The 19,194-nt window shown below is 62.2% G+C and carries 18 protein-coding genes and 1 tRNA gene; 16 read left to right on the top strand and 3 right to left on the bottom strand.

Annotation, left to right across the window (positions count from 1 at the left end):
* Positions 1-443, bottom strand: a 443-nt coding sequence (locus R3C13_RS14745; protein WP_371311603.1) for a CinA family protein, incomplete at its 3' end; no start/stop codon positions are given.
* 56 nt (positions 444-499) lie between these two features.
* A complete protein-coding gene (locus tag R3C13_RS14740) occupies positions 500-1,630 on the bottom strand; it encodes a bifunctional 2-C-methyl-D-erythritol 4-phosphate cytidylyltransferase/2-C-methyl-D-erythritol 2,4-cyclodiphosphate synthase (protein WP_371311602.1) in 1,131 nt (376 codons plus the stop codon).
* Between the two features lie 157 nt (positions 1,631-1,787).
* On the opposite strand from R3C13_RS14740, the gene R3C13_RS14735 reads away from it, so the two are divergent.
* The 9 genes from R3C13_RS14735 to hflX all read left to right on the top strand — a co-directional run bounded on the left by R3C13_RS14735 (position 1,788) and on the right by hflX (position 13,446).
* Positions 1,788-2,738, top strand: a complete 951-nt coding sequence (locus R3C13_RS14735; protein ID WP_371311601.1) for a tRNA dihydrouridine synthase — start codon at positions 1,788-1,790, stop codon at positions 2,736-2,738.
* 1 nt (position 2,739) lies between these two features.
* On the top strand, positions 2,740-3,810 hold the full coding sequence (locus R3C13_RS14730) for a nitrogen regulation protein NR(II) (RefSeq protein ID WP_371311600.1): 1,071 nt from the start codon (positions 2,740-2,742) through the stop codon (positions 3,808-3,810).
* Positions 3,803-5,179 carry a sigma 54-interacting transcriptional regulator gene (locus tag R3C13_RS14725; RefSeq protein ID WP_371311599.1) on the top strand — a complete coding sequence of 459 codons (1,377 nt, stop codon included), beginning with the start codon at positions 3,803-3,805 and terminating at the stop codon, positions 5,177-5,179. Before R3C13_RS14730 ends, R3C13_RS14725 begins: the two co-directional genes overlap by 8 nt.
* A gap of 117 nt (positions 5,180-5,296) precedes the next feature.
* Positions 5,297-7,603 carry an ATP-binding protein gene (locus tag R3C13_RS14720; RefSeq protein ID WP_371311598.1) on the top strand — a complete coding sequence of 769 codons (2,307 nt, stop codon included), beginning with the start codon at positions 5,297-5,299 and terminating at the stop codon, positions 7,601-7,603.
* Positions 7,594-8,982, top strand: coding sequence for a sigma-54-dependent transcriptional regulator (locus R3C13_RS14715; protein ID WP_371311597.1), 1,389 nt, complete (start codon positions 7,594-7,596; stop codon positions 8,980-8,982). Before R3C13_RS14720 ends, R3C13_RS14715 begins: the two co-directional genes overlap by 10 nt.
* A 21-nt stretch (positions 8,983-9,003) precedes the next feature.
* A complete protein-coding gene (gene trkA / locus R3C13_RS14710) occupies positions 9,004-10,377 on the top strand; it encodes a Trk system potassium transporter TrkA (protein ID WP_371311596.1) in 1,374 nt (457 codons plus the stop codon).
* 43 nt (positions 10,378-10,420) lie between these two features.
* A complete protein-coding gene (locus R3C13_RS14705; protein ID WP_371311595.1) occupies positions 10,421-11,788 on the top strand; it encodes a hypothetical protein in 1,368 nt (455 codons plus the stop codon).
* A gap of 76 nt (positions 11,789-11,864) precedes the next feature.
* Positions 11,865-12,113 (top strand): RNA chaperone Hfq, encoded by a 249-nt coding sequence (hfq, locus tag R3C13_RS14700; protein ID WP_371311594.1) that lies wholly within the window; start codon positions 11,865-11,867, stop codon positions 12,111-12,113.
* A gap of 7 nt (positions 12,114-12,120) precedes the next feature.
* The gene (gene hflX / locus R3C13_RS14695; RefSeq protein ID WP_371311593.1) at positions 12,121-13,446 is read left to right on the top strand and encodes a GTPase HflX; all 1,326 of its coding nucleotides are present in this window, start codon (positions 12,121-12,123) and stop codon (positions 13,444-13,446) included.
* Here hflX and mazG read toward each other — a convergent pair.
* Complete coding sequence (mazG, locus tag R3C13_RS14690) at positions 13,443-14,276, bottom strand: nucleoside triphosphate pyrophosphohydrolase (protein WP_371311592.1); 834 nt, start codon at positions 14,274-14,276, stop codon at positions 13,443-13,445. The two genes, hflX and mazG, sit on opposite strands and share 4 nt — an antisense overlap.
* 170 nt (positions 14,277-14,446) lie before the next feature.
* On the opposite strand from mazG, the gene R3C13_RS14685 reads away from it, so the two are divergent.
* The 7 genes from R3C13_RS14685 to R3C13_RS14655 form a co-directional block, all read left to right on the top strand.
* Complete coding sequence (locus R3C13_RS14685) at positions 14,447-15,319, top strand: 2-dehydro-3-deoxygalactonokinase (protein WP_371311591.1); 873 nt, start codon at positions 14,447-14,449, stop codon at positions 15,317-15,319.
* Positions 15,319-15,951 (top strand): 2-dehydro-3-deoxy-6-phosphogalactonate aldolase, encoded by a 633-nt coding sequence (locus R3C13_RS14680; protein ID WP_371311590.1) that lies wholly within the window; start codon positions 15,319-15,321, stop codon positions 15,949-15,951. Before R3C13_RS14685 ends, R3C13_RS14680 begins: the two co-directional genes overlap by 1 nt.
* Positions 15,948-16,826 (top strand): SMP-30/gluconolactonase/LRE family protein, encoded by an 879-nt coding sequence (locus tag R3C13_RS14675; protein WP_371311589.1) that lies wholly within the window; start codon positions 15,948-15,950, stop codon positions 16,824-16,826. Before R3C13_RS14680 ends, R3C13_RS14675 begins: the two co-directional genes overlap by 4 nt.
* A gap of 137 nt (positions 16,827-16,963) precedes the next feature.
* A complete protein-coding gene (gene secE / locus R3C13_RS14670) occupies positions 16,964-17,173 on the top strand; it encodes a preprotein translocase subunit SecE (RefSeq protein ID WP_371311588.1) in 210 nt (69 codons plus the stop codon).
* A gap of 35 nt (positions 17,174-17,208) precedes the next feature.
* Positions 17,209-17,751, top strand: coding sequence for a transcription termination/antitermination protein NusG (nusG, locus tag R3C13_RS14665; RefSeq protein ID WP_371311587.1), 543 nt, complete (start codon positions 17,209-17,211; stop codon positions 17,749-17,751).
* An 84-nt stretch (positions 17,752-17,835) separates the two neighbouring features.
* A tRNA-His gene (locus R3C13_RS14660) sits at positions 17,836-17,912 on the top strand.
* Between the two features lie 241 nt (positions 17,913-18,153).
* Positions 18,154-19,194, top strand: a 1,041-nt coding sequence (locus tag R3C13_RS14655; protein WP_371311586.1) for an OmpA family protein, incomplete at its 3' end; no start/stop codon positions are given.

Here is a 19,194-nt window from a genome sequence, read left to right as displayed (position 1 = left end):
ATGCGTACCTCACTGCGGCCGATCTCACCGACCTGCAGCATCTCGTGCACCACAGCACGGTTTTCGCGGGCGCAGGCAACGTGCACCGTGCCGACCGGCTTCATGCGCGTGCCGCCGCCGGGACCGGCGACGCCCGTGATGGCGACTGCGATGTTGGCCCGGCTGGCTTCGAGGGCGCCTTCTGCCATCATCCGCGCGACGGGTTCAGACACGGCGCCATAGTCAGCGAGGACGTCACCAGGCACGCCCAGCATCTCTTCCTTGGCGCGGTTGGAATAGGTGACGAAGCCGCGTTCAAAGACGGTTGATGAGCCGGGAATGTCGGTGAACAGGGCGGCGACGAGTCCGCCGGTGCAGCTTTCGGCCGTACAGATGCGAAGCCGCGCCTGTTCGGCATCGTCGAGGATCAGCATGGCGAGGTTGCGGAGGCGGTCTGGAAACATGGGGGCACGTTAGGCCGACTTGCCGGGCTGGTGAAGCCTTCCCGTTGCGGAGGGCATTAGCCCCGCGATGCGAGGACCGCAACAGCCTCTGCCGCGATGCCTTCGCGGCGGCCGGTGAAGCCAAGGCCTTCCGTTGTGGTTGCCTTTACGCTGACCGCATCGAGCGGCAAGCCAAGCAACCGAGCGGTCTGTGCGCGCATGGCTTCGCGGTGGGGCTTCACCTTCGGTGCTTCGCAGATGATGGTGATGTCACAGCTCGCAAGCTGATAGCCGGCATCTTCCGCCAACTTCTGAGCGTGTTTGAGGAAGAGGCCGCTGTCGGCATTTTTCCATTGCGGATCGGATGGGGGGAAATGGTCCCCGATGTCGCCCAGCGCGGCCGCGCCGAGGATCGCGTCGGTCAGGGCGTGCCAGGCGGCGTCTGCGTCGGAGTGGCCCTGAAGCTTTGCGACATGGGGTATCTTCACGCCGCAAAGGGTCACATGGTCGCCGGGTTCGAAGCCGTGGACGTCGAACCCTTTGCCGACGCGCGGCAGTGTCTGGGCGGGAGCAAGAAGTCGGGACACGAGGTCGAAATCCTCCGGATAGGTAATCTTGTGCAGCTTGTGGCTGCCTTCGACCAGCTGGACCCTTTGGCCGGCTGCTTCGACGGCTTCCAGGTCGTCTACAAAGCTGGCTTCACCCGAAAGTGCGCGTTCAATGACATGTTTGCGGAAGGCCTGTGGGGTCTGGACGCGCTTCAATGTTTCGCGCGGGACTGTTCTGAGGGTGGGGCCGGCCGTATCCTTCAGAGCGTCGGGCACTGAAAGTGCGGGGGCGGCGCCATCGTTGTCGGTCAGGACGCCAAGCAGGGCGTCGATTACCGCATGATCCAGTCCCGGCCTTGCCGCATCATGTATAAGGACCGGCGTATCGTCAGGCAGATCGAGCGCTGCGAGACCGGCGCGGACGGAGGCGCTGCGCGTCGCCCCGCCCGGAACCACGATCACGCCCGCAGGCAGACCGGCGTCGTCCCGGGCCTTCTCCGTGACCACAACGAGTTTTGTGAGCCCTGGATGCGTCAGGAAGGCTTCGACAGACCAGTCGATGACCCGGCGGCCCAACAGGGGTTCCCATTGTTTCGGGCCGGCGCGTCCGCTCCGGACGCCCTGGCCTGCTGCAACGATAATGGCGGCGAATCCCTGCATAGGCGCCTTCTAGGCCAGCATCCCGGCCAAGGCTACGTGCTTTGAATGCGACCAAATTTGCATGGGTGCTTATGAATTGTGCACTTGCGCCCAAACAAATTCTGACAACAATGAAAGAATGGTTAGTTTTGAGGCACCTGAGGTTTGGCTCGCGCCCATGTCCGGCGCCACGGATGCCCCGATGCGGCGTCAGGCCGTTTATTTCGGGGCCCCGGCGGTCGTTTCAGAAATGGTGGCGGGGGAGATGCTGGCTGCGGCCCGGCCGGATGTTGTCCGCCGGACCTGCCGGCACGAGGGCAATGGCCTGTGGATCGTCCAGCTCGCGGCCCGCCGGCCGGAAGACATGTATCGCGGCGCCAGCCTGCTGGCTGAAGCGGGCGTAGACGTCGTCGACATCAATATGGGCTGCCCCTCCCGTCAGGTAACGGGCGGCCAGTCGGGATCCGCCCTTATGCGGGATCCGGGCCTTGCGGGTGAAATCATGGATGCGGCTCTGGCCGGGGCAGGCGGACGACCTGTGACGCTCAAGATGCGGCTCGGCTGGGATGACAACCGGCGGAATGCGCCGGAACTCGGCGTGATGGCGGAGCGCAAGGGTATCCGAATGCTGACCGTTCACGGGCGGACACGGTGCCAATTCTACAAGGGTGCCGCTGATTGGAACGCTGTCCGCGAAACGGTCGACGCCGTTTCAGTGCCGGTTATCGTCAATGGCGATATAGGCTCGGTGAGTGACGCGCGTGAGGCGCTGCATCAGTCGGGCGCGCATGGCGTCATGATCGGCCGCGCGGCAATCGGGCGCCCCTGGCTCGCAGGCGAGATTGCGGCGGCCTTGTCCGGTCGCGCTTTCCGCAAGCCCGGAATGAGCGAACAATGCGCCTCGTTGTGCGAACAGATTGACGACAGTGTCGCGCTCTACGGCGACAAGCTCGGCGTACTGACGGTCCGCAAGCATGTATCTGCCGCGATCGTCCATCTCGAGCTCAATATCGAAGACACCGCAAAAAAGGACCTGCGTTCGCGCGTCTGCCAGATTGATGGCGCGGAACAGCTGAAATCTGCATTGCGGGAAATCTATCTGCAGTCCGACCTCGTGGAGGCCGTATAAAATGGCGGGAATGACCTTGCTCGACGCGCGCTCTCTGGCTGATCTGTCCCCGATTGCCCTGCTGGTGGTTGACGGGCGGCGAAAGATTATCGATGGAAACCCGGCGGCTGAGGCGCTGTTCCAGATGTCGCGCCGCACGCTTGCCGGTAGGCCGCTCAGTGAGCTGATCTTTCACGACTCGCTCGTATGGGAGCTACTGGACAGGGCGCAGCGCCAGGTTGGCGATATTACGTCGCCGGGAACCCCGATCACCGGCCCTACGATCGGGTCCGGGCTGGTCTGCGATGTCTGGATCCGCACGACCGATGACGAGGGATTTGTCATTGCGATCGTTGAGTCTTCGGTCAGGGAGGGAAATGAGTCGGCGGCTGGGGTGGCCGGGTTTGGCCGTATCCTCGGCCATGAAGTGAAAAACCCGCTCGGCGCCATCATCGGCGCTGCACAGCTGCTTGAGCGCCAGGGCGTTGAAGGGCAGGCAGAATTGCTGGAGATCGTGCGTGAGGAAGCCCGGCGGATCGAGCGCCTCGTCAACCGGCTGTCTGCCTTCGAACTGTTTTCCGCGCCACGGATGAAGGATTTTAACATCCACGCGCTGCTCGACCGGGTTATTGCATCCGAGCGCGTCGCGCTGGGGCCCACAGTCGAGTTCCGCAGGGATTTCGACCCCTCCTTGCCGGAAGTCCACGGAGATGAGGACCACCTGCAGCAGGCGTTTCAGAATATCATCCGCAACGCTGCGGAAGCCGCGCAGGATAGTTCGGGTCATGGTCAGGTGACGATCCGGACGGCCTATGCCACGGGTCTCGCATTCAAGCGGTCGCGTTTCGGCGTCGGCTTGCAGCGGGCCATGCTCGTGACGATCGAAGACAACGGGCGGGGCATCCCGCGCGAAAAACTCTCCCGGATTTTCGATGTGTTCCAGAGTTCGAAATCCGGTGCGCGCGGCCTCGGCCTGTCCATCGTGAAGGAAGTGATTTCCGCACATGGCGGCCAGATCCGGGTCGACAGCGAGCCCGGCGCGACGCGTTTCACAGTATTGTTGCCTATTCGTACAGGAGGCCTGAATGGCTGAAAAAACGGTGTTGCTGGCGGAAGACGATGCCAGCATCCGCCTTGTGGTGAACCAGACACTGGTCGCCGCCGGCTATGAGGTTCGCGCGACGAGTTCGCCCGAAGCGCTGGAGCGTTGGGTGCGAAACGGTGAAGGCGATGTGGTGGTGACGGACGTTTATCTTGGGGATGCATCTATTTTTGATCTCCTGCCATCACTTCGCCTGTCCCGCCCGGAACTGCCTTTCATCGTGATGAGCGGGCAGAACACGATCCTGACGGCGGCATCGGCCGCGCAGCACGGTGCGTTCGATTATCTGCCAAAGCCGTTCGACATCGACGCGCTGACGAGCCTTGTGCAGCGCGCGATCAAGTCGCCGCCGAAATCGTCCGTGCGCGCCATAAACCCTGAGTCCCAGAAGGCGATCAGCGATGCAGGACTGCCGCTGATCGGCCGCTCCGACGCCATGCAGGAAGTGTATCGTATCATTGCCAAGGTGATGAATACCGACCTCACCGTGCTGATCGAAGGAGAAAGCGGGACCGGCAAGGAACTCGCGGCTCGCGCCATTCACCAGCTTGGATCCGGCAAGAATGGAAAATTCGTGGCGCTCGACCTCGCGGCGCTGCCCGCCGTCGAGATCAATCGCCAGCTATTCGGAGCGAACGGCGAGCCGGGCGCCGTCCATCAGAAAGGCGGCACGCTCTATCTCGACGAGATCGGGGATTTGCCCGCAGAAGCGCAGACTCAGCTCGTCAAGTTCCTGCGCGATGCGAATGGCGCGCGCCTGATTGCATCAACCCGCCGGAACCTGGGCCGCATGGTCGAAGAGGGGGCGTTCCGCGAAGACCTTTACTACAGGCTGAACGTCGTTCGTCTGACCATGCCGCCCCTGCGCCTGCGCAAGGAGGACATTCCGGAGCTTGCCCGTGCGTTCCTGATCCGGGCGCAGCGGCAGGGCCTCTCGGCCAAGAATTTTGACAAGTCGGCCATCGACCTCATCACGGCTTATGACTGGCCGGGCAATGTGCGGGAGCTGGAGAACCTGGTTCTCCGCCTCGCGGTACTCAGCCCGGACGACACGATCACGCTGCGTGACGTAGAGCGGGAGCTGAGAGCTGGGGCGAGCGAGCAGAAGGGGTCAGGGGCTGGCTTCGAAAAGGACGTCGAAACTCTGCTTCACCGCCACATCATGGGCGACCTTATTTCCAGCGGCGAGGACGAGGAAAGCGCCGTCTATTCCCGTGTCATCGATCAGGTGGAGCGCCCGCTCATCCGCCTTGCCCTGTCCGTCACAGCGGGCAACAAGGTCAAGGCGGCGCAGTTGCTGGGCATGAACCGGAACACGCTGCGCGCCAAAATCAATTCGCTTGGAATCGCAGAAGACTGATCGCGGCGGCTTGACGCTTCGGAAAACTGTGGCTTTAGTGCACCAGTGTTGCGGTGGGGACACGTAAACGTGACCTAAAAGCAACGGGCCGGGGTGGCCTGAGTAGAGCGTGGTGGATTGAACAAGCCCTTAAGCCAGCATGCGCCGAAGGCGAGTTGGGCCCTTTTTGAGGGGCTCTTCATCATTGCGGCCCTGGTTGCGGTCCTCGCGACATTTATCACGATTGCCGGTGTGAACCCGGACAACCCGACGGCTGGCTCGACTCCATGGTTGCTGGGGTTGAACTTCGTGCTGATTGTCGTTCTGGCGGCCATCGTCATCCGTGAGTACCTGGCGATCCGGAACCGGTCCGGGGACGCCGGCCAGGGCAGGCTCGCCCAGCGCTTCGTCATGCTGTTCGGATTTTCCGCGCTCGTGCCGGCCATGGTCGTCGCCATCTTCCTTGGCGCAGTCGTGACACGCGGTCTCGACAACTGGCTCGGCGAACGCACCGAGGCGGTGATGGAGAAAAACAAGCAGATATTCCAGGACTATGTGGACAATTTCAGCTCGACCTTCGATGTCGACATGCGCCTCGCTGCGCATGACGTCGAAAACTTCGCGCGGGATGTGAAGTCCACATTGGCGACAGAAGCTGGCGCGGAGGGGGCTGACGGCGATGTGCTGGCGGCCAAGGCGTCTGCAGCGCTGTCGGAAGGCCTGCGGCAGACACTGGCCTATCGCGAGTTCGTCACCATCGCGATTATCGGTTCGGACGGCCAGGAATTCATTGCCGAGGAAAATGTCGGGACACCGGTTCGCTTGCGCCCTCCGCCGGAGGCGTTCGATGAGGCCCGGTCCGGGGAGGTCGTCACCACGCTCTATGAACAGCAGGGGATTGGCACGGCGCTTATCCACATCGACGAACCGGTCGATGGCTTCGTCTATGCCGCCAAGGCGTTTGACCGGAATCTCTTTGCCCTGCTGCGCGATGCGAAAGACCAACTGGCGCAGTATAATAATGCCAAACGCCGGAGTGGGCGTCTGCAAACCATTTTTGCCATCGGCTACGCTCAGATCACTGCGCTGATCCTGCTCCTCGCCGGACGTCTCGGGATCGAAGCCGCTGGCCGGATCACTGGGCCGATCGGGCGCCTCGCTTCAGCCGCCCATGCGGTGCGTGACGGAGACCTGACGGTGCGCGTGCCCGTGCCGCCGGGGCGGAAGGATGAAATTCACGCGCTCAGCCAGTCGTTCAATGCGATGACGGAGCAATTGTCCGAGCAGCGCAACGCGCTTATCCGGGCGCGGGAAGACGAAGAGGATCGTCGACGATTCGTCGAGACCCTGCTGGCGGAAGTGGGCGCCGGAGTTATCCGAATGGACGCGGACATGTCCGTGACGCTGGCCAACCGGTCGGCAGGCAACCTGCTGGGCATTGATGAAATCCTGCCAGGGGAGTCCCTGACGACTGTCGCGCCCCAGTTCGCAAGGTATGTGCGTGACACGCTGGAGCGGGCATCGCCGGTTGATGCGTCGATCGACCTCAACCGGAATGGCGAAACGCGCCACATCCGCCTGAAAACAGCGCCAGACCCGGCGGGCGGATGCGTGCTGACGTTCGACGATACGACGCGCCTCATTCACGCGCAGCGCCAGATGGCATGGCGCGATGTTGCCCGGCGGATCGCGCACGAGATCCGCAATCCGCTGACGCCGATCATGCTGTCGACCGAGCGCCTGCGCCGCCGCTATGCAAGCAAGATCGACGACACGGATGGGGTGTTCGACAAATGCATCGAAACCATCCTGCGGCAGGTGGGTGATATTGGGCGCATGGTCGAGGAATTCTCGACGTTTGCACGGATGCCGAAGCCCAATGTTGCGCCGTTCGACATGAAGGCGATGCTGAAAGAAGCGTCGTTTTCGCGCAGCGTGGTGAATCCGGAAATTGATTTCGAGTTTGAAAGCGAAGCGGACGATGCCACTTATCTCGGCGATGAACGCCTGATAGGCCAGGCAATCGGCAACCTTCTGAAAAATGCCGCCGAAGCGATTGAAGGCATGCCTGAAGAGGCTGACGTTTCCGGCAGCATACGGATCATGCTGAAGGGCGATGAACGAGGCCTCGAGATCACGATCGAAGACAACGGGCCTGGATTCCCGCAGGAAGTCCGCGAGCGGCTCATGGAGCCCTATGTGACGACCCGCGAAAAAGGCACCGGGCTCGGGCTTGCGATCGTGAACCGGATTATCGCCGATCATGGCGGATCCATTTCCCTGCAGAACCGGCTGGATGGGCTGCGGGGCGCCCGGGTCAGGATCTGGCTTCCGCCGCATGATCCTTTGACGCTTCAGGGCCTGATGCCGTCCGAGGATCTGGCTGAAATTGAATTTGAAACTCTCCATAGTGCACGCGTAGAGGAGCCAACGTCATGGCGTTAGACATTCTGGTCGTAGACGACGAACCCGACATCCGTGAGCTGATCGCCGGTGTCCTGGGCGATGAAGGCTATTCGGTCCGCACGGCGGATACGGCCGAACGGGCGCTGGAAGAGGTGCGCGTGAGAACGCCGCGCCTCGTCGTGCTGGACGTCTGGCTGCAGGGAAGCGGCATGGATGGCCTGTCCCTGCTCAAGTATCTGAAGTCGATCGACCCATTGCTGCCGGTCATCGTCATCAGCGGCCATGGCAATATCGAAACCGCAGTGGCGGCGATCCGCCGGGGCGCATACGATTTCATTGAAAAGCCGTTCAAGACGGACCGCCTGCTGCACCTCATCGACCGTGCAATCGAGTCGGCTGCGCTCAAATACGAGAATGCCGCACTGCGCAATCGTGCCGGCGATGATGAGAAATGGATCGGCAACAGCCAGGCGGCCGCAGCCCTGCGGGCGTCGATCGACAAAGTGGCGCCGACTAATTCTCGCGTGATGATTTCCGGTCCCGCCGGAGTGGGCAAGGAGCTCGCCGCACGCCTGATTCACCGGAATTCTGCCCGCACCAATGGTCCCTTCGTGGTCGTCAACGCGGCAACGATTGCGCCGGATCAGATGGAAATAGCGCTGTTCGGCGAAGAGGATGCCCAGGGCCGTACGACCCGCGTCGGCCTGTTCGAAAAGGCGCACCTCGGTACATTGCTCCTCGACGAAGTCGCGGACATGCCGTCCGTCACGCAGAACAAGATTCTTCGTGTGCTGACGGAGCAGCGTTTCCAGCGCGTCGGCGGCAGGTCGGATGTGAATGTCGATGTGCGCGTCATGTCGTCCACGACAAAGGACATGAAGCTGGAGATCGCCGACGGACGGTTCCGTGAGGACCTTTTCTATCGGTTGAGTGTGGTTCCGCTGAAAGTACCGTCGCTGGCCGAGCGCCGCGACGATATTCCCGAACTCGTCAGTTATTTCATCGAACGGATTGCGGATTCGTCCGGGCTTACGCCACGGGCGTTTTCGTCGGAGGCTATGGCGGTGCTGCAGTCGATGGACTGGCCCGGCAACATCCGGCAGCTGCGCAATGTCGTCGAGCGAATCCTTATCCTGTCGCCGTCAGATGCGAGCCGGCCCGTCAGCGTCGACGAGCTTCCGCGGGATACGGGTGTGGCGAACGCTGCCGCCGCCAAGTCAGGCTCCGCAGACCTTGTCGGTCTGTCGCTGCGCGATGCGCGGGAGCAGTTCGAGCGTGAATATCTTGCGCTGCAGATCACCCGGTTTAACGGAAACATCTCGCGGACGGCCGAATTTATCGGAATGGAGCGTTCTGCTCTCCATAGAAAATTAAAGGCTTTGGGCGTAGCGTCCGGGCTGAGTCGGCAAGACAGCTGAGGGCCGGCGGAAGGCTGAACCATGCGCGTTCTCATCTGTGGCGCAGGCCGCGTCGGGCATGGAATCGCCCGGCGTCTGGCGCGCGAAAAGCACGATATCACCATCATCGATGAAGATCCGGACCTGGTCGACCAGGTTTCGACTGACCTTGATGTGCGCGGATATACCGGGCACGCCGCGCATCCGGATGTGCTGAAAAAAGCCGGCGCGTCGGATTGCGAGATGATCATTGCGGTCACACACTTCGACGAGATCAATATGGTGATCTGCCAGATTGCCCACACGTTGTTCTCGGTTCCATTCAAGATTGCCCGCGTACGGGACCAGTCTTATATCGACCCCGCATGGAAGAACATTTTTTCCCGCGAAGGCTTGCCCATCGACATGGTGATTTCGCCTGAGGTGGAAGTGGGCGAGGCGATCCTGCAGCGCCTTCGGACGCCTGGCGCGATCATGTCCGCATCGTTCGGGCACGGAAAGGTTCGTCTGCTCGGCCTCGAAATTACAGAAAACAATCCGCTGCTCGACACGGCGGTCGATCAGATTCGCGGCCTCTTCCCGGACCTGTCTGCGCGGATTGTCGGGATCGGGTCCGGCGATACGGTTCGCGCGCCCAAGGCTCATGACGTGCTCAAGCCGGGTGACCGTGCCTATATCGCCGTGCTCGACAGCCATGCCGAACGCCTTGCGTCCATATTCAACCGGAACGCCGAACGGTCCGATCACATTGTAATTGTCGGCGGCGGCAATGTCGGTTTGTACGTTGCGCAGACGCTTGAACGCGAGGGCAGCAAACGCATCCGGCTGATCGAGAACAATGCGGCGCGTGCCAATATCGCAGTGGCTGGCGTGAAGCGGACCATCGTGATCCAGGGCGATGGTCTGAACCCGGACATTCTCGCTGAAGCTGGCGCCTCCAAGGCTGACTTTGTGGTCGCCATCACCAATGACGACAAGACCAATCTGCTGATTTCCAATCTTGCAAAGCGGGCGGGGGCGAAGCGGTCTCTGGCGCTGGTCAATGCAACGGAACTCGCGGGGCTTGCGCGCGACATGCGGGTTGATGCCGTCCTCGACCCGAGAGCGTTGACAGTGTCCCAGATCCTGCTGCGGATGCGCCGCGGACGGATCCTGGGCCTGCAGTCGCTTGAGGACGGGCAGGCAGAAGTGGCCGAAGGGGTCACGCTCGAATCCTCGTCGCTCATCGGCAAGCCAACCGGCTATGATGACCTTCCAGATGGTGTCACCGCTGCGGCAATCATCCGGGGTGATGACGTCATCATCGCCGGGCCGGATGTCACCGTCCGGGCCGAGGACCGGCTGATCGTATTCTACGAAGAGGAAATGGTCCGGAAGGTGGAAAAATACTTCCGCGTCAGTCCGGACTTCTTCTGATGGCATGAACTACGCTTCGGTCGTTCGGATACTTTCGCTCCTGATGCTGGTTCTGGCAGCGAGCAGCCTTCCTGCCATCCTGACCGGTCTGGCCTACGCGGAATATGAGCAGGTGTTCGCGCTGGTGGCGATGGTGGTCGGGATTGTCGTTCTCGCGAGCAGTATCCTGTTGCTGACGCCGCAGCCGACTCAGAAAGCGCGGCCATCGGATGCGCTTGGCCTTGTCATTCTCTGGTGGATGCTGGCGCCGATCGCAGCCTGTCTTCCTTTCATCATCGGGGTTCAGAATCGTTCGGTGCTTCTCGCAATCCATGAGGCGGCGGCCTGCCTGACGACCACCGGACAGTCCGTTATCTCCGTTGAGGGTGACCTATGGCCTGCCAGTCTGCTCGTCTGGCGCGGAGCGTTGCACTTTATCGGCGGGGCAGCCTCAATGATCACAGCGGCGAGCGTTCTGGCAGCGCTCAATCTCGGCGGGCCCGGCATTCACCGGTCAGCCCTGTTTGTGATGCCCGAGACAAGTTTCTTTGATGCTGTTCCGAAGGTGGCGCGTTGGGTTTTGCTGATCCTGGGAGGCGGCATATCGATCACGACGCTGATGCTGCTGATGACGGGCATGTCTTTTGGCCGGGCGATCTCGGATGCCATCAGCGTTTGGACGACCGGCATGGTCGATCCTGCTCCATATGGGCGTTCCGACGCGGGCATCGCGGGGGACATTGTCCTTGGAACAGGGCTGGCATTCGGTGCGCTGGGCCTCGCAGTCGCCCTGCCGCTTCGGGACGGCAAGCCGCTGAAAGCGCTGTCTGATCCTGAAACCACCGTCTTCGCCCTGTTGATCGTGGTGTTTGCGGGTATGGCGATGTTTGCCGGTCTGACTGTCGGTGAATCGCTGGGCTGGTCTCTTTCGGCCTTGTCGACCTCCGGCCTGCCGCTTGGCGGAGTTGAGACGGGCGACCGGGTGCCATTGCCGCTATTCGTTCTGCCAGCGTTGATCGGCGGATCTGCCTTGTCGGCCGCAGGAGGAGTCAAGATCGCGCGGTTCATCGTTCTGGCGCGCAGGGCGGGCGTGGAATTCCGGCAGCTTGGCTACCGGCGGTCCATCCTCGGGTTTGAATTCCGCAACCGTAAGATGGACGAACGGAGCGTGATCGGCGTCTGGGTCTATCTCATTGCCTATATCGCCGCCGTCTTCCTGATCATGCTGCTGTTCACGTTCACCGGACAATCCATCGAATCGGCGATCCGGCTGGCAATTGGCTGCCTGACCAACTCCGGCGGCCTCGTGATTGGACACACGGCCGAGCTGAGCGATGGTGCCTCAATTTTGGCCATCGTCTCCATGTTGTTGGGCAGGTTGGAGATTTTGGCGATCATTCCTGCCATTTCTGTCAGTTTCTGGCGGGGATGAATGGGGTTGGCCCTTGCGAAACCCCGGCAATGTCGGTAGCCCGCGATCATAACAAGAACAACAGGACTACCTCGTCATGTCGGCAGAGAAGAAACAAAACCTCCAGGACGCCTTTCTCAACGCAGTGCGAAAGTCGCGCACGCCGCTGACGGTGTTCCTTGTGAACGGTGTGAAGCTGCAGGGCGTTGTCACCTGGTTCGACAATTTCTGCGTGCTCCTGCGCGGCGACGGCCGCCCGCCTCAGCTGGTCTACAAGCACGCCATCTCCACCATTGCCCCAAGTGCGCCGGTGCAACTCTTCGACGAAGAGATGGACAAGGACTAGGTCTCACTTGACCGACAAGATGATTGACCGGCTGCCGGCCCCGGAAATTGCCGGCGCGGTCATTCCCTGGTTCACACCCGCCAACCGTCCGACGCAGGACCGGATCGAGGAGACCGCGGGCCTCGTAGAGGCGCTTGGCTGTGAGCTGGCCTTCCTGCGCCCTGAACATGTCAGGCAGGTGAATTCTGCACAATTGCTGTCCGGTGGTATCCTCGACCGGCTGGCGGCGGACCTTGAAGCCCACAATTGTACGCTTGCCGTGATCGATGGCGCGCTGACGCCGGTGCAGCAGCGCAATCTGGAAAAGAAGCTGGGTGTGAAGGTCATCGACCGGACCGGACTGATCCTTGAGATCTTCGGTCTGCGGGCACGCACCAAGGAAGGCCGGCTTCAGGTCGAACTGGCGCGGATCCTGTACGAGCGCTCACGCCTCGTGCGGACGTGGACTCACCTGGAGCGCCAGCGCGGTGGGGGCGGCTTCCTGTCCGGCCCCGGGGAAAGCCAGCTCGAAGCGGACCGGCGGATGCTGGACGAGAAGATCCTTCGTCTGAAGGGCGATCTGGAGGATGTGAAACGGACCCGGGCCGTCCAGCGGGCGGGACGCCAGCGCAGCGGCAAGCCGGTGATTGCGCTCGTCGGCTATACCAATGCAGGCAAGTCGACTCTGTTCAATCGCCTGACCGGAGCCGACGTGTTTGCCAAGGATATGCCGTTTGCGACGCTCGATCCGACGATCCGCCGGCTGGACCTGCCGACGCTGGGTGAAGCGGCGCTGATCGATACGGTCGGTTTCATCACCGACCTGCCGACACACCTGATCGACAGTTTCCAGGCAACGCTGGAAGAGGCGATGCAGGCGGACCTGCTGGTCCATGTTCGCGACAGGGCAAGCCGGGCGGACCAGGACCAGGCTGACGATGTGATTCAGGTGCTCGACCGGCTTGAGCAGGAAACGGGCCTGCCGCTGCCGCCGATTGTCGAGGCGTGGAACAAGGCGGACCTGTTGCCGGAAGGCCGGTTGGCCGCGTTGGAGCAGAGCCTCTCAGGTCCGCTCGAGCATCCCGCTGTGCTGGTGTCGGCAGTGACCGGCGATGGCGTCGATGACCTGCTGGAACTGATCGAGCGGGGCCTGTTGCGCGGGGCGGCGAATGTGACGTTTCATCTGAGGCCTGAAGAGGGCCGGGCGCGGGCGTGGCTGCATCGCAATGGTGAGGTCTTGTCCGAAGCGCCCGCTGAGGATGGAAGCTCCGTTCTTCTCGTCCGGCTCAAGACGGAGCGGCTTGGCCAGTTCCGTGCGGAGTTTCCGTCGGTGACGCCGGAGATGCGGGATTAGCCAGCGCGTTCCTTTTTCTTGACGGCCTGCCAAAGCGCTTCCTGTGCATCGAGATCAAGCGCCGTGAAGTCTGTATCCGTTTGCGCTGCCAATGCTTCCATGGAGCGGAAGCGGCGTTCGAACTTGTCGTTGGCGCGGCGCAGCGCCACCTCGGGATCGACACCGAGCCGGCGCGCGAGATTGGCTGCAACGAAGAGCAGGTCTCCCATCTCATCCATGATGGCGTCCGCGTCGCCTGAGGCCATGGCCTCTTTCAGTTCCCTCGTTTCCTCTTCCAGCTTGTCGAAAATCGGCTCGGGCTCGGTCCAGTCGAAACCGGTCCGAGCGGCGCGTTTCTGGAGCTTTTCAGCGCGCATCAGGGCAGGGAGCGACAGGGCGACGCCATCGAGCGCGCTGGGTGCCTGTCCTGTTTCTGCCTTGGCGGCGCGCTCGGCGGCTTTCATCACCTCCCAGGCAGCGATCTGTTCGTCTGACGTTCGGTTGTCGGTCTCGTCGAAGACGTGGGGGTGGCGGCGGACCATTTTTTCGCTGATCGCAGCGGCAACGTCGGCGGCATCGAAGGCGCCTTTTTCGGTGGCCATCTGGCTGTGGAACGCGACCTGGAAGAGCAGGTCGCCCAGCTCTTCCCTGAGATCCGGCATGTTGCCGCGCTCGATCGCGTCGGCAACTTCGTAAGCCTCTTCAATGGTGTAGGGGGCGATAGTGCGGAAGTCCTGCTCCAGGTCCCAGGGGCAGCCGCCCTCCGGGTTCCGCAACCGGGCCATGATGTCGAGCAGCCGGGCGAATTCGCTGGCAGCGAGGTCGTGGCGCGGGTCGGAAGGACGGGTCATGGGCGCGATCCTGTGGGGATAGCCGGGTCAGTTTGGTGACCGGGACGTGACTGGGAGGTCGACTGGGTTGACTGTAAGGGAATGGATTGACTTTCGCCGCGGTGCAAGAGACGTGAGGGCATGCGATCCAGTTCCCGCAAAAGCAGCTTTCCTCCCGCCCGGTGCCTCCCATGATGGACAGGACGGTTCTGATCGGCGTCGACTGGGGGTCGTCGAGCTTCCGCGCATGGGCCTTTGACGACGAAGGTGACGTGGTGGGGGCGACCCAGTTGCTGGACGGATTGCTGACGCATCCGGGCGATCCGATGGCGCGCCTGAAATTCAATCTCACCGAATGGCTGGGCGAATGGCCCGAAGTGCCCATCATTGCATGTGGCGCGATCGGCAGCGCCGAGGGCATTCACCGGACCGATTATCTGCCCGTTCCGCTCGTGCTCGCCGATCTTGCACAGCACCTTGTGGAGGTGAACGGACTGCACATCGTGCCGGGCCTAAAACAGATGTCGCCGCCGGATGTGATGCGCGGCGAAGAGACCCAGCTGTTCGCGCTGGAAGAGGCGCATGGCTGGATCTGCCTGCCGGGCACGCACACGAAGCATGTGACCATGGAGCATGGCCGGGTGGTCGGCTTCACGACGGAAATGACGGGAGAGCTACGGGCGCTCCTGCTCGGGAACGGCGGGCTGAAGCCGCCCGCAGGCGTCGATCAGGTTTTCGATGAGCAGGTCTTCCGTGAATGGGTGGAGCGTTCGCTGGACACCGAGGATGCGGCATCGCCCTTCGCCGTGCGCGCGGCGCGGATGACGGGCCAGCTCGACCCTGCCCACCACACGGCGGCGTTGAGCGGCCTGCTGATCGGGGCAGACATCGCGGCCCACTATGATCCCGGCGACGAACTGACGCTGGTGGCCGATGGGCCGCTGCTTGATGCCTACCGGATGGCGTTTGCTACGCTCGGCGCTGAGGTGGACGAATACTCGGCAGAAGAGGCGACCCAGGACGGATTGTTCGAACTGGCAGATGAAGCGGGGCTGCTGGGCTGATGGAGTTTGCTGCCGCTTTCGACCGGATGCCCGTGGTGGCAATCCTTCGCGGCATCCGCCCGGCGGAGGCGGTCGATATCGGCGCTGCATTGGTCAAGGCCGGGATCAGCCTGATCGAAGTCCCGCTCAATTCCCCTGACGCCTTCCGCAGCATCGAAGCCATGGCCGCTGCGCATGGTGACCGGGCAATGATCGGCGCTGGCACAGTCTTTACGGCCGGCGAACTGGTCAACCTTGCCGCAGTCGGCGGCCGGTTTGCTGTGTCGCCACATACGGACGCCGGACTGCTGGATGCGGCCGCGCAGATCGGACTGGTCTCGATGCCCGGCGCGGCAACGCCCAGCGAGATTGCTACGGCGCTTCGACATGGAGCAGCGGCGGTCAAGCTGTTTCCGGGCGAAGCCTTGACGCCTGCCGTGCTTAAGGCTTTGCGCGCGGTATTCCCGGCGAGTGTCAGGCTTTGTCCGGTGGGCGGAGTGGGGCTGAACACGCTGTCGCAATGGTGGCTGGCGGGTGCGAGCGGATTTGGAATTGGCAGCGGGCTCTACAAGCCCGGCATGGGCGCCGCCGATGTCGGCGAGCTTGCCGGCAAATATGTGACCGCGCTGGAACAGCTGAGGGCAGCACAATGATGATGTCGCCGGAATGCGTGGCACCAACCGGCTGCCTTCTGGGAGAGGGGCCACTCTGGAGCGAGAGCGAAGGCTTCCTCTGGTGGATCGATATCAAGCGCGCAAAGCTGCACCGCTTTAACCCGCGAACCGGCAATACGCGGCGCTATGACCTGCCGATCCGCGCCAGCACGTTCACGTTCCATGAAGGCCTGTTCCTGATGGCGGGAGACCGGGAGATCGGTGTCTTCGATCCGGCTACGGAGCATTATGAGCGTATCACGGCGCTGGCTGACGAACCGGAGGGCAATCGCACCAATGATGGCGGGGTGGCGCCGGATGGCTCACTCTGGTTCGGCACCATGGATGATTCGGAAAAAGAGGCGCGGGGGGCATACTACCGGTACGGTCCCGACAAGTCTCTGACACAGCTCCGCCTGCCGTCCGTGATGGTGACCAACACGTTCCAGTTCTCGCCGGACGGAAAGGTCTTCTACACCTGCGACAGCGCTGAACAGGAAATACTGGCTTTTGACCATGATCCGGCGACGGGGGCGCTGACCGGACGGCGCGTGTTTGCCACGACCTATGAATTTGGTGGATTCCCAGACGGATCGGCGATCGATTCGGAGGGCTGCCTGTGGACCTGCCTGTGGGATGCCTCGCGCGTCGTGCGGTTCACGCCGGAAGGGCAGGTGGACAAGATCATCATTCTCGCCGCGCCGCGGCCGACCAGCGTTGCGTTCGGCGGGCCTGACCTCAGAACCCTGTTCATCACGACGGCGCGTGTCGGCATGAGCTTTCCTCAGCTCGACGCCCGCCCGCTTTCGGGCAGCCTGTTTGCCGTGCAGGTCGACGTGCCGGGGCTGCCACCGCGCCGTTTCGGGGTGGGCTGATCCTGATATTGCTGCAGGGAGGGCTTGCGCGGGCGTTCGACGGCCCTCACATGCCTTCACATTCAGAACGATGTACATTACCCGTGGACGCGGCGGCCCAAAACCGCTAACCCCCCGCTTTTCGAGAGAGTGTCGGTATGGCCGAAAAGGTTAAGAAGAAACGGGTCGGTCCCATTACATTCTTCCGCCAGGTGCGTGCGGAAGGTGCCAAGGTGACCTGGACCTCGCGCCAGGAGACGATTCAGGCGACGATTTTCGTCGTCATCATGTCGGTCCTGTTTGCGCTCTTCCTGTTCGCGGCTGATCTCGTTATCGGATGGTTTGTCAAAACGGTCACCGGCCTGTGAGCCTCGACCCGGATTTCAAGGAGCGCGCTCGCCCCATGGCTGAAGCGAAATGGTACATTGTCCACGCCTATTCGAACTTCGAGAAGAAGGTGGCGGCATCGATTCTCGAACAGGCTGAGCGTAAGGGCCTGTCGGGCCTGATCGAGGACATCCAGGTGCCGACCGAAGAAGTGGTCGAAGTGGCCCGCGGCAAGAAAAAGACGGTCGAGCGCCGCCATTTCCCCGGCTACGTCCTGCTGAAGGCCGTGATGACGGACGACGTGTACCACCTCGTCAAGGACACGCCGAAAGTGTCCGGCTTCCTCGGCGCGGAAGGCGGCAAGAAGCCGTTGCCGGTTCGCCAGCGTGAAGTCGACCGGATTCTCGGCACGGCGGCGGATGCGACCGCCGAACGTCCGCGGCCCAAGGTCTCGTTCGAGATCGGTGAGCAGGTTCAGGTCAATGATGGTCCGTTCCAGGGCTTCGAGGGCGCCGTCGAGGAAATCGACGAAGTTAACGGCCGCCTGAAAGTGACCGTGTCGATCTTCGGCCGGGGCACGCCGGTCGACCTCGAATTCGACCAGGTCGCAAAAGTCTGACCTTTCTCTGCGATCCGGGCGGCGCATAACCTGCCCGGATCGGCTTGAAACCGCACAGTTTGGGTTGTATCTGCCAACCCCAGTGCCGCCTTAGCTCAGTAGGTTAGAGCGCTAGATTGTGGATCTAGAGGTCCCCCGTTCGAACCGGGGAGGCGGTACCATCTTCCCCCTGCGAAAATCTGCCGCAATTCCTGTCCGGCGCGTAAGTTGACCGCCCTGGAGCATTCTGTTGCAATTGGGTCGCGGTGGGATAGAATCCCATCGAAATAGATGCTTCGGCCTCCAAAAGGGGCTCGCGGCATGATGATTTTGGGTTTAATCAGGAATCATCGGGTAGTGTTATCCGTATGAACCTGCGGCCGAGGACAATCCCGTCCATCGGCACACAAAAGGGGATTGAGTATGAAGAAAGCTCTTATGTGCGCGACAGCCGCGGCCGCATTTGCGTCTGCTGGTTTCGTTGCTCACGCCGATGATGGCGGCTGGTACGCCCGCGGCGATGTGAATTATGGTTTTGCCGGTAAGCTGGACCATGACGCTGTCGTTTCCACGAATGGCGTTATCGAGGGTGACTCGGACGTCGACGAGAACCTCGGCGGTTCGCTTGGTTTCGGCTATGGATTTGCAAACGGCATCCGCCTCGAAGGTAACTTCGGTTACCGCGGCGGCGACCTTGGTGTTTCGCCCGGTTCCGGCGGCACGGTTGCCGGCACGCTTCCGGCACCGGCTGGGAACATGCAGCTCGAAGACCTTATGGTCAACGCGATCTACGATTTCAACCGCGATGGCGTGTTCTCGCCGTATGTCGGTCTCGGTATCGGTGGCGTCCGCGCTTCGGCAAAGGCCAGCAACCTGGTCTTCTCGGGTGGCGGTCAGACGTCTGCTGCCAACGGCTTCAATTCCCGTGATACGGCGCTTGCCTATCAGGGCTTGCTCGGCCTCGGCTACAAAGTCAGCGATCGCATGACGCTCGACCTTGGCTACCGGTATGTTGCTTCGGACGACTTCCAGTTCAAAGGCAACCACGGTGGCGTCGACTATGACACCACGCTGACGGAACACATCGCGTCGGTCGGTCTGCGTTACGCATTCGGCGTGACCCCGCCTCCGCCGCCGCCTCCGCCGCCACCCCCGCCGCCGCCGCCGCCACCCCCGCCGCCTCCGCCGCCCCCGCCTCCGCCGCCGCCTCCGCCGCCGGTTGAAGCTGCAACGGGCCCGGCTGTTGTGTGTACGGACCTCAACCAGAGCTTCGTTGTCTACTTCGAGTGGGACAAGGCTGATCTGACGAGCCAGGCACAGGCTGTGATCGATCAGGCTGTGGCCAACATCCAGTCTGGTGCAGGCTGCGCACCGAGCGCCGTGACCATTGCTGGTCACACCGATACGTCGGGCTCGAGCGTTTACAACCAGCGTCTCTCGCAGCGTCGTGCTGACATCGTGGCG

Source organism: Hyphomonas sp., assembly GCF_041398385.1.
GTDB lineage: Bacteria > Pseudomonadota > Alphaproteobacteria > Caulobacterales > Hyphomonadaceae > Hyphomonas.
Note: the sequence above shows the minus strand (reverse complement) of the source record. Positions and strands in the feature narration are given on the sequence as shown.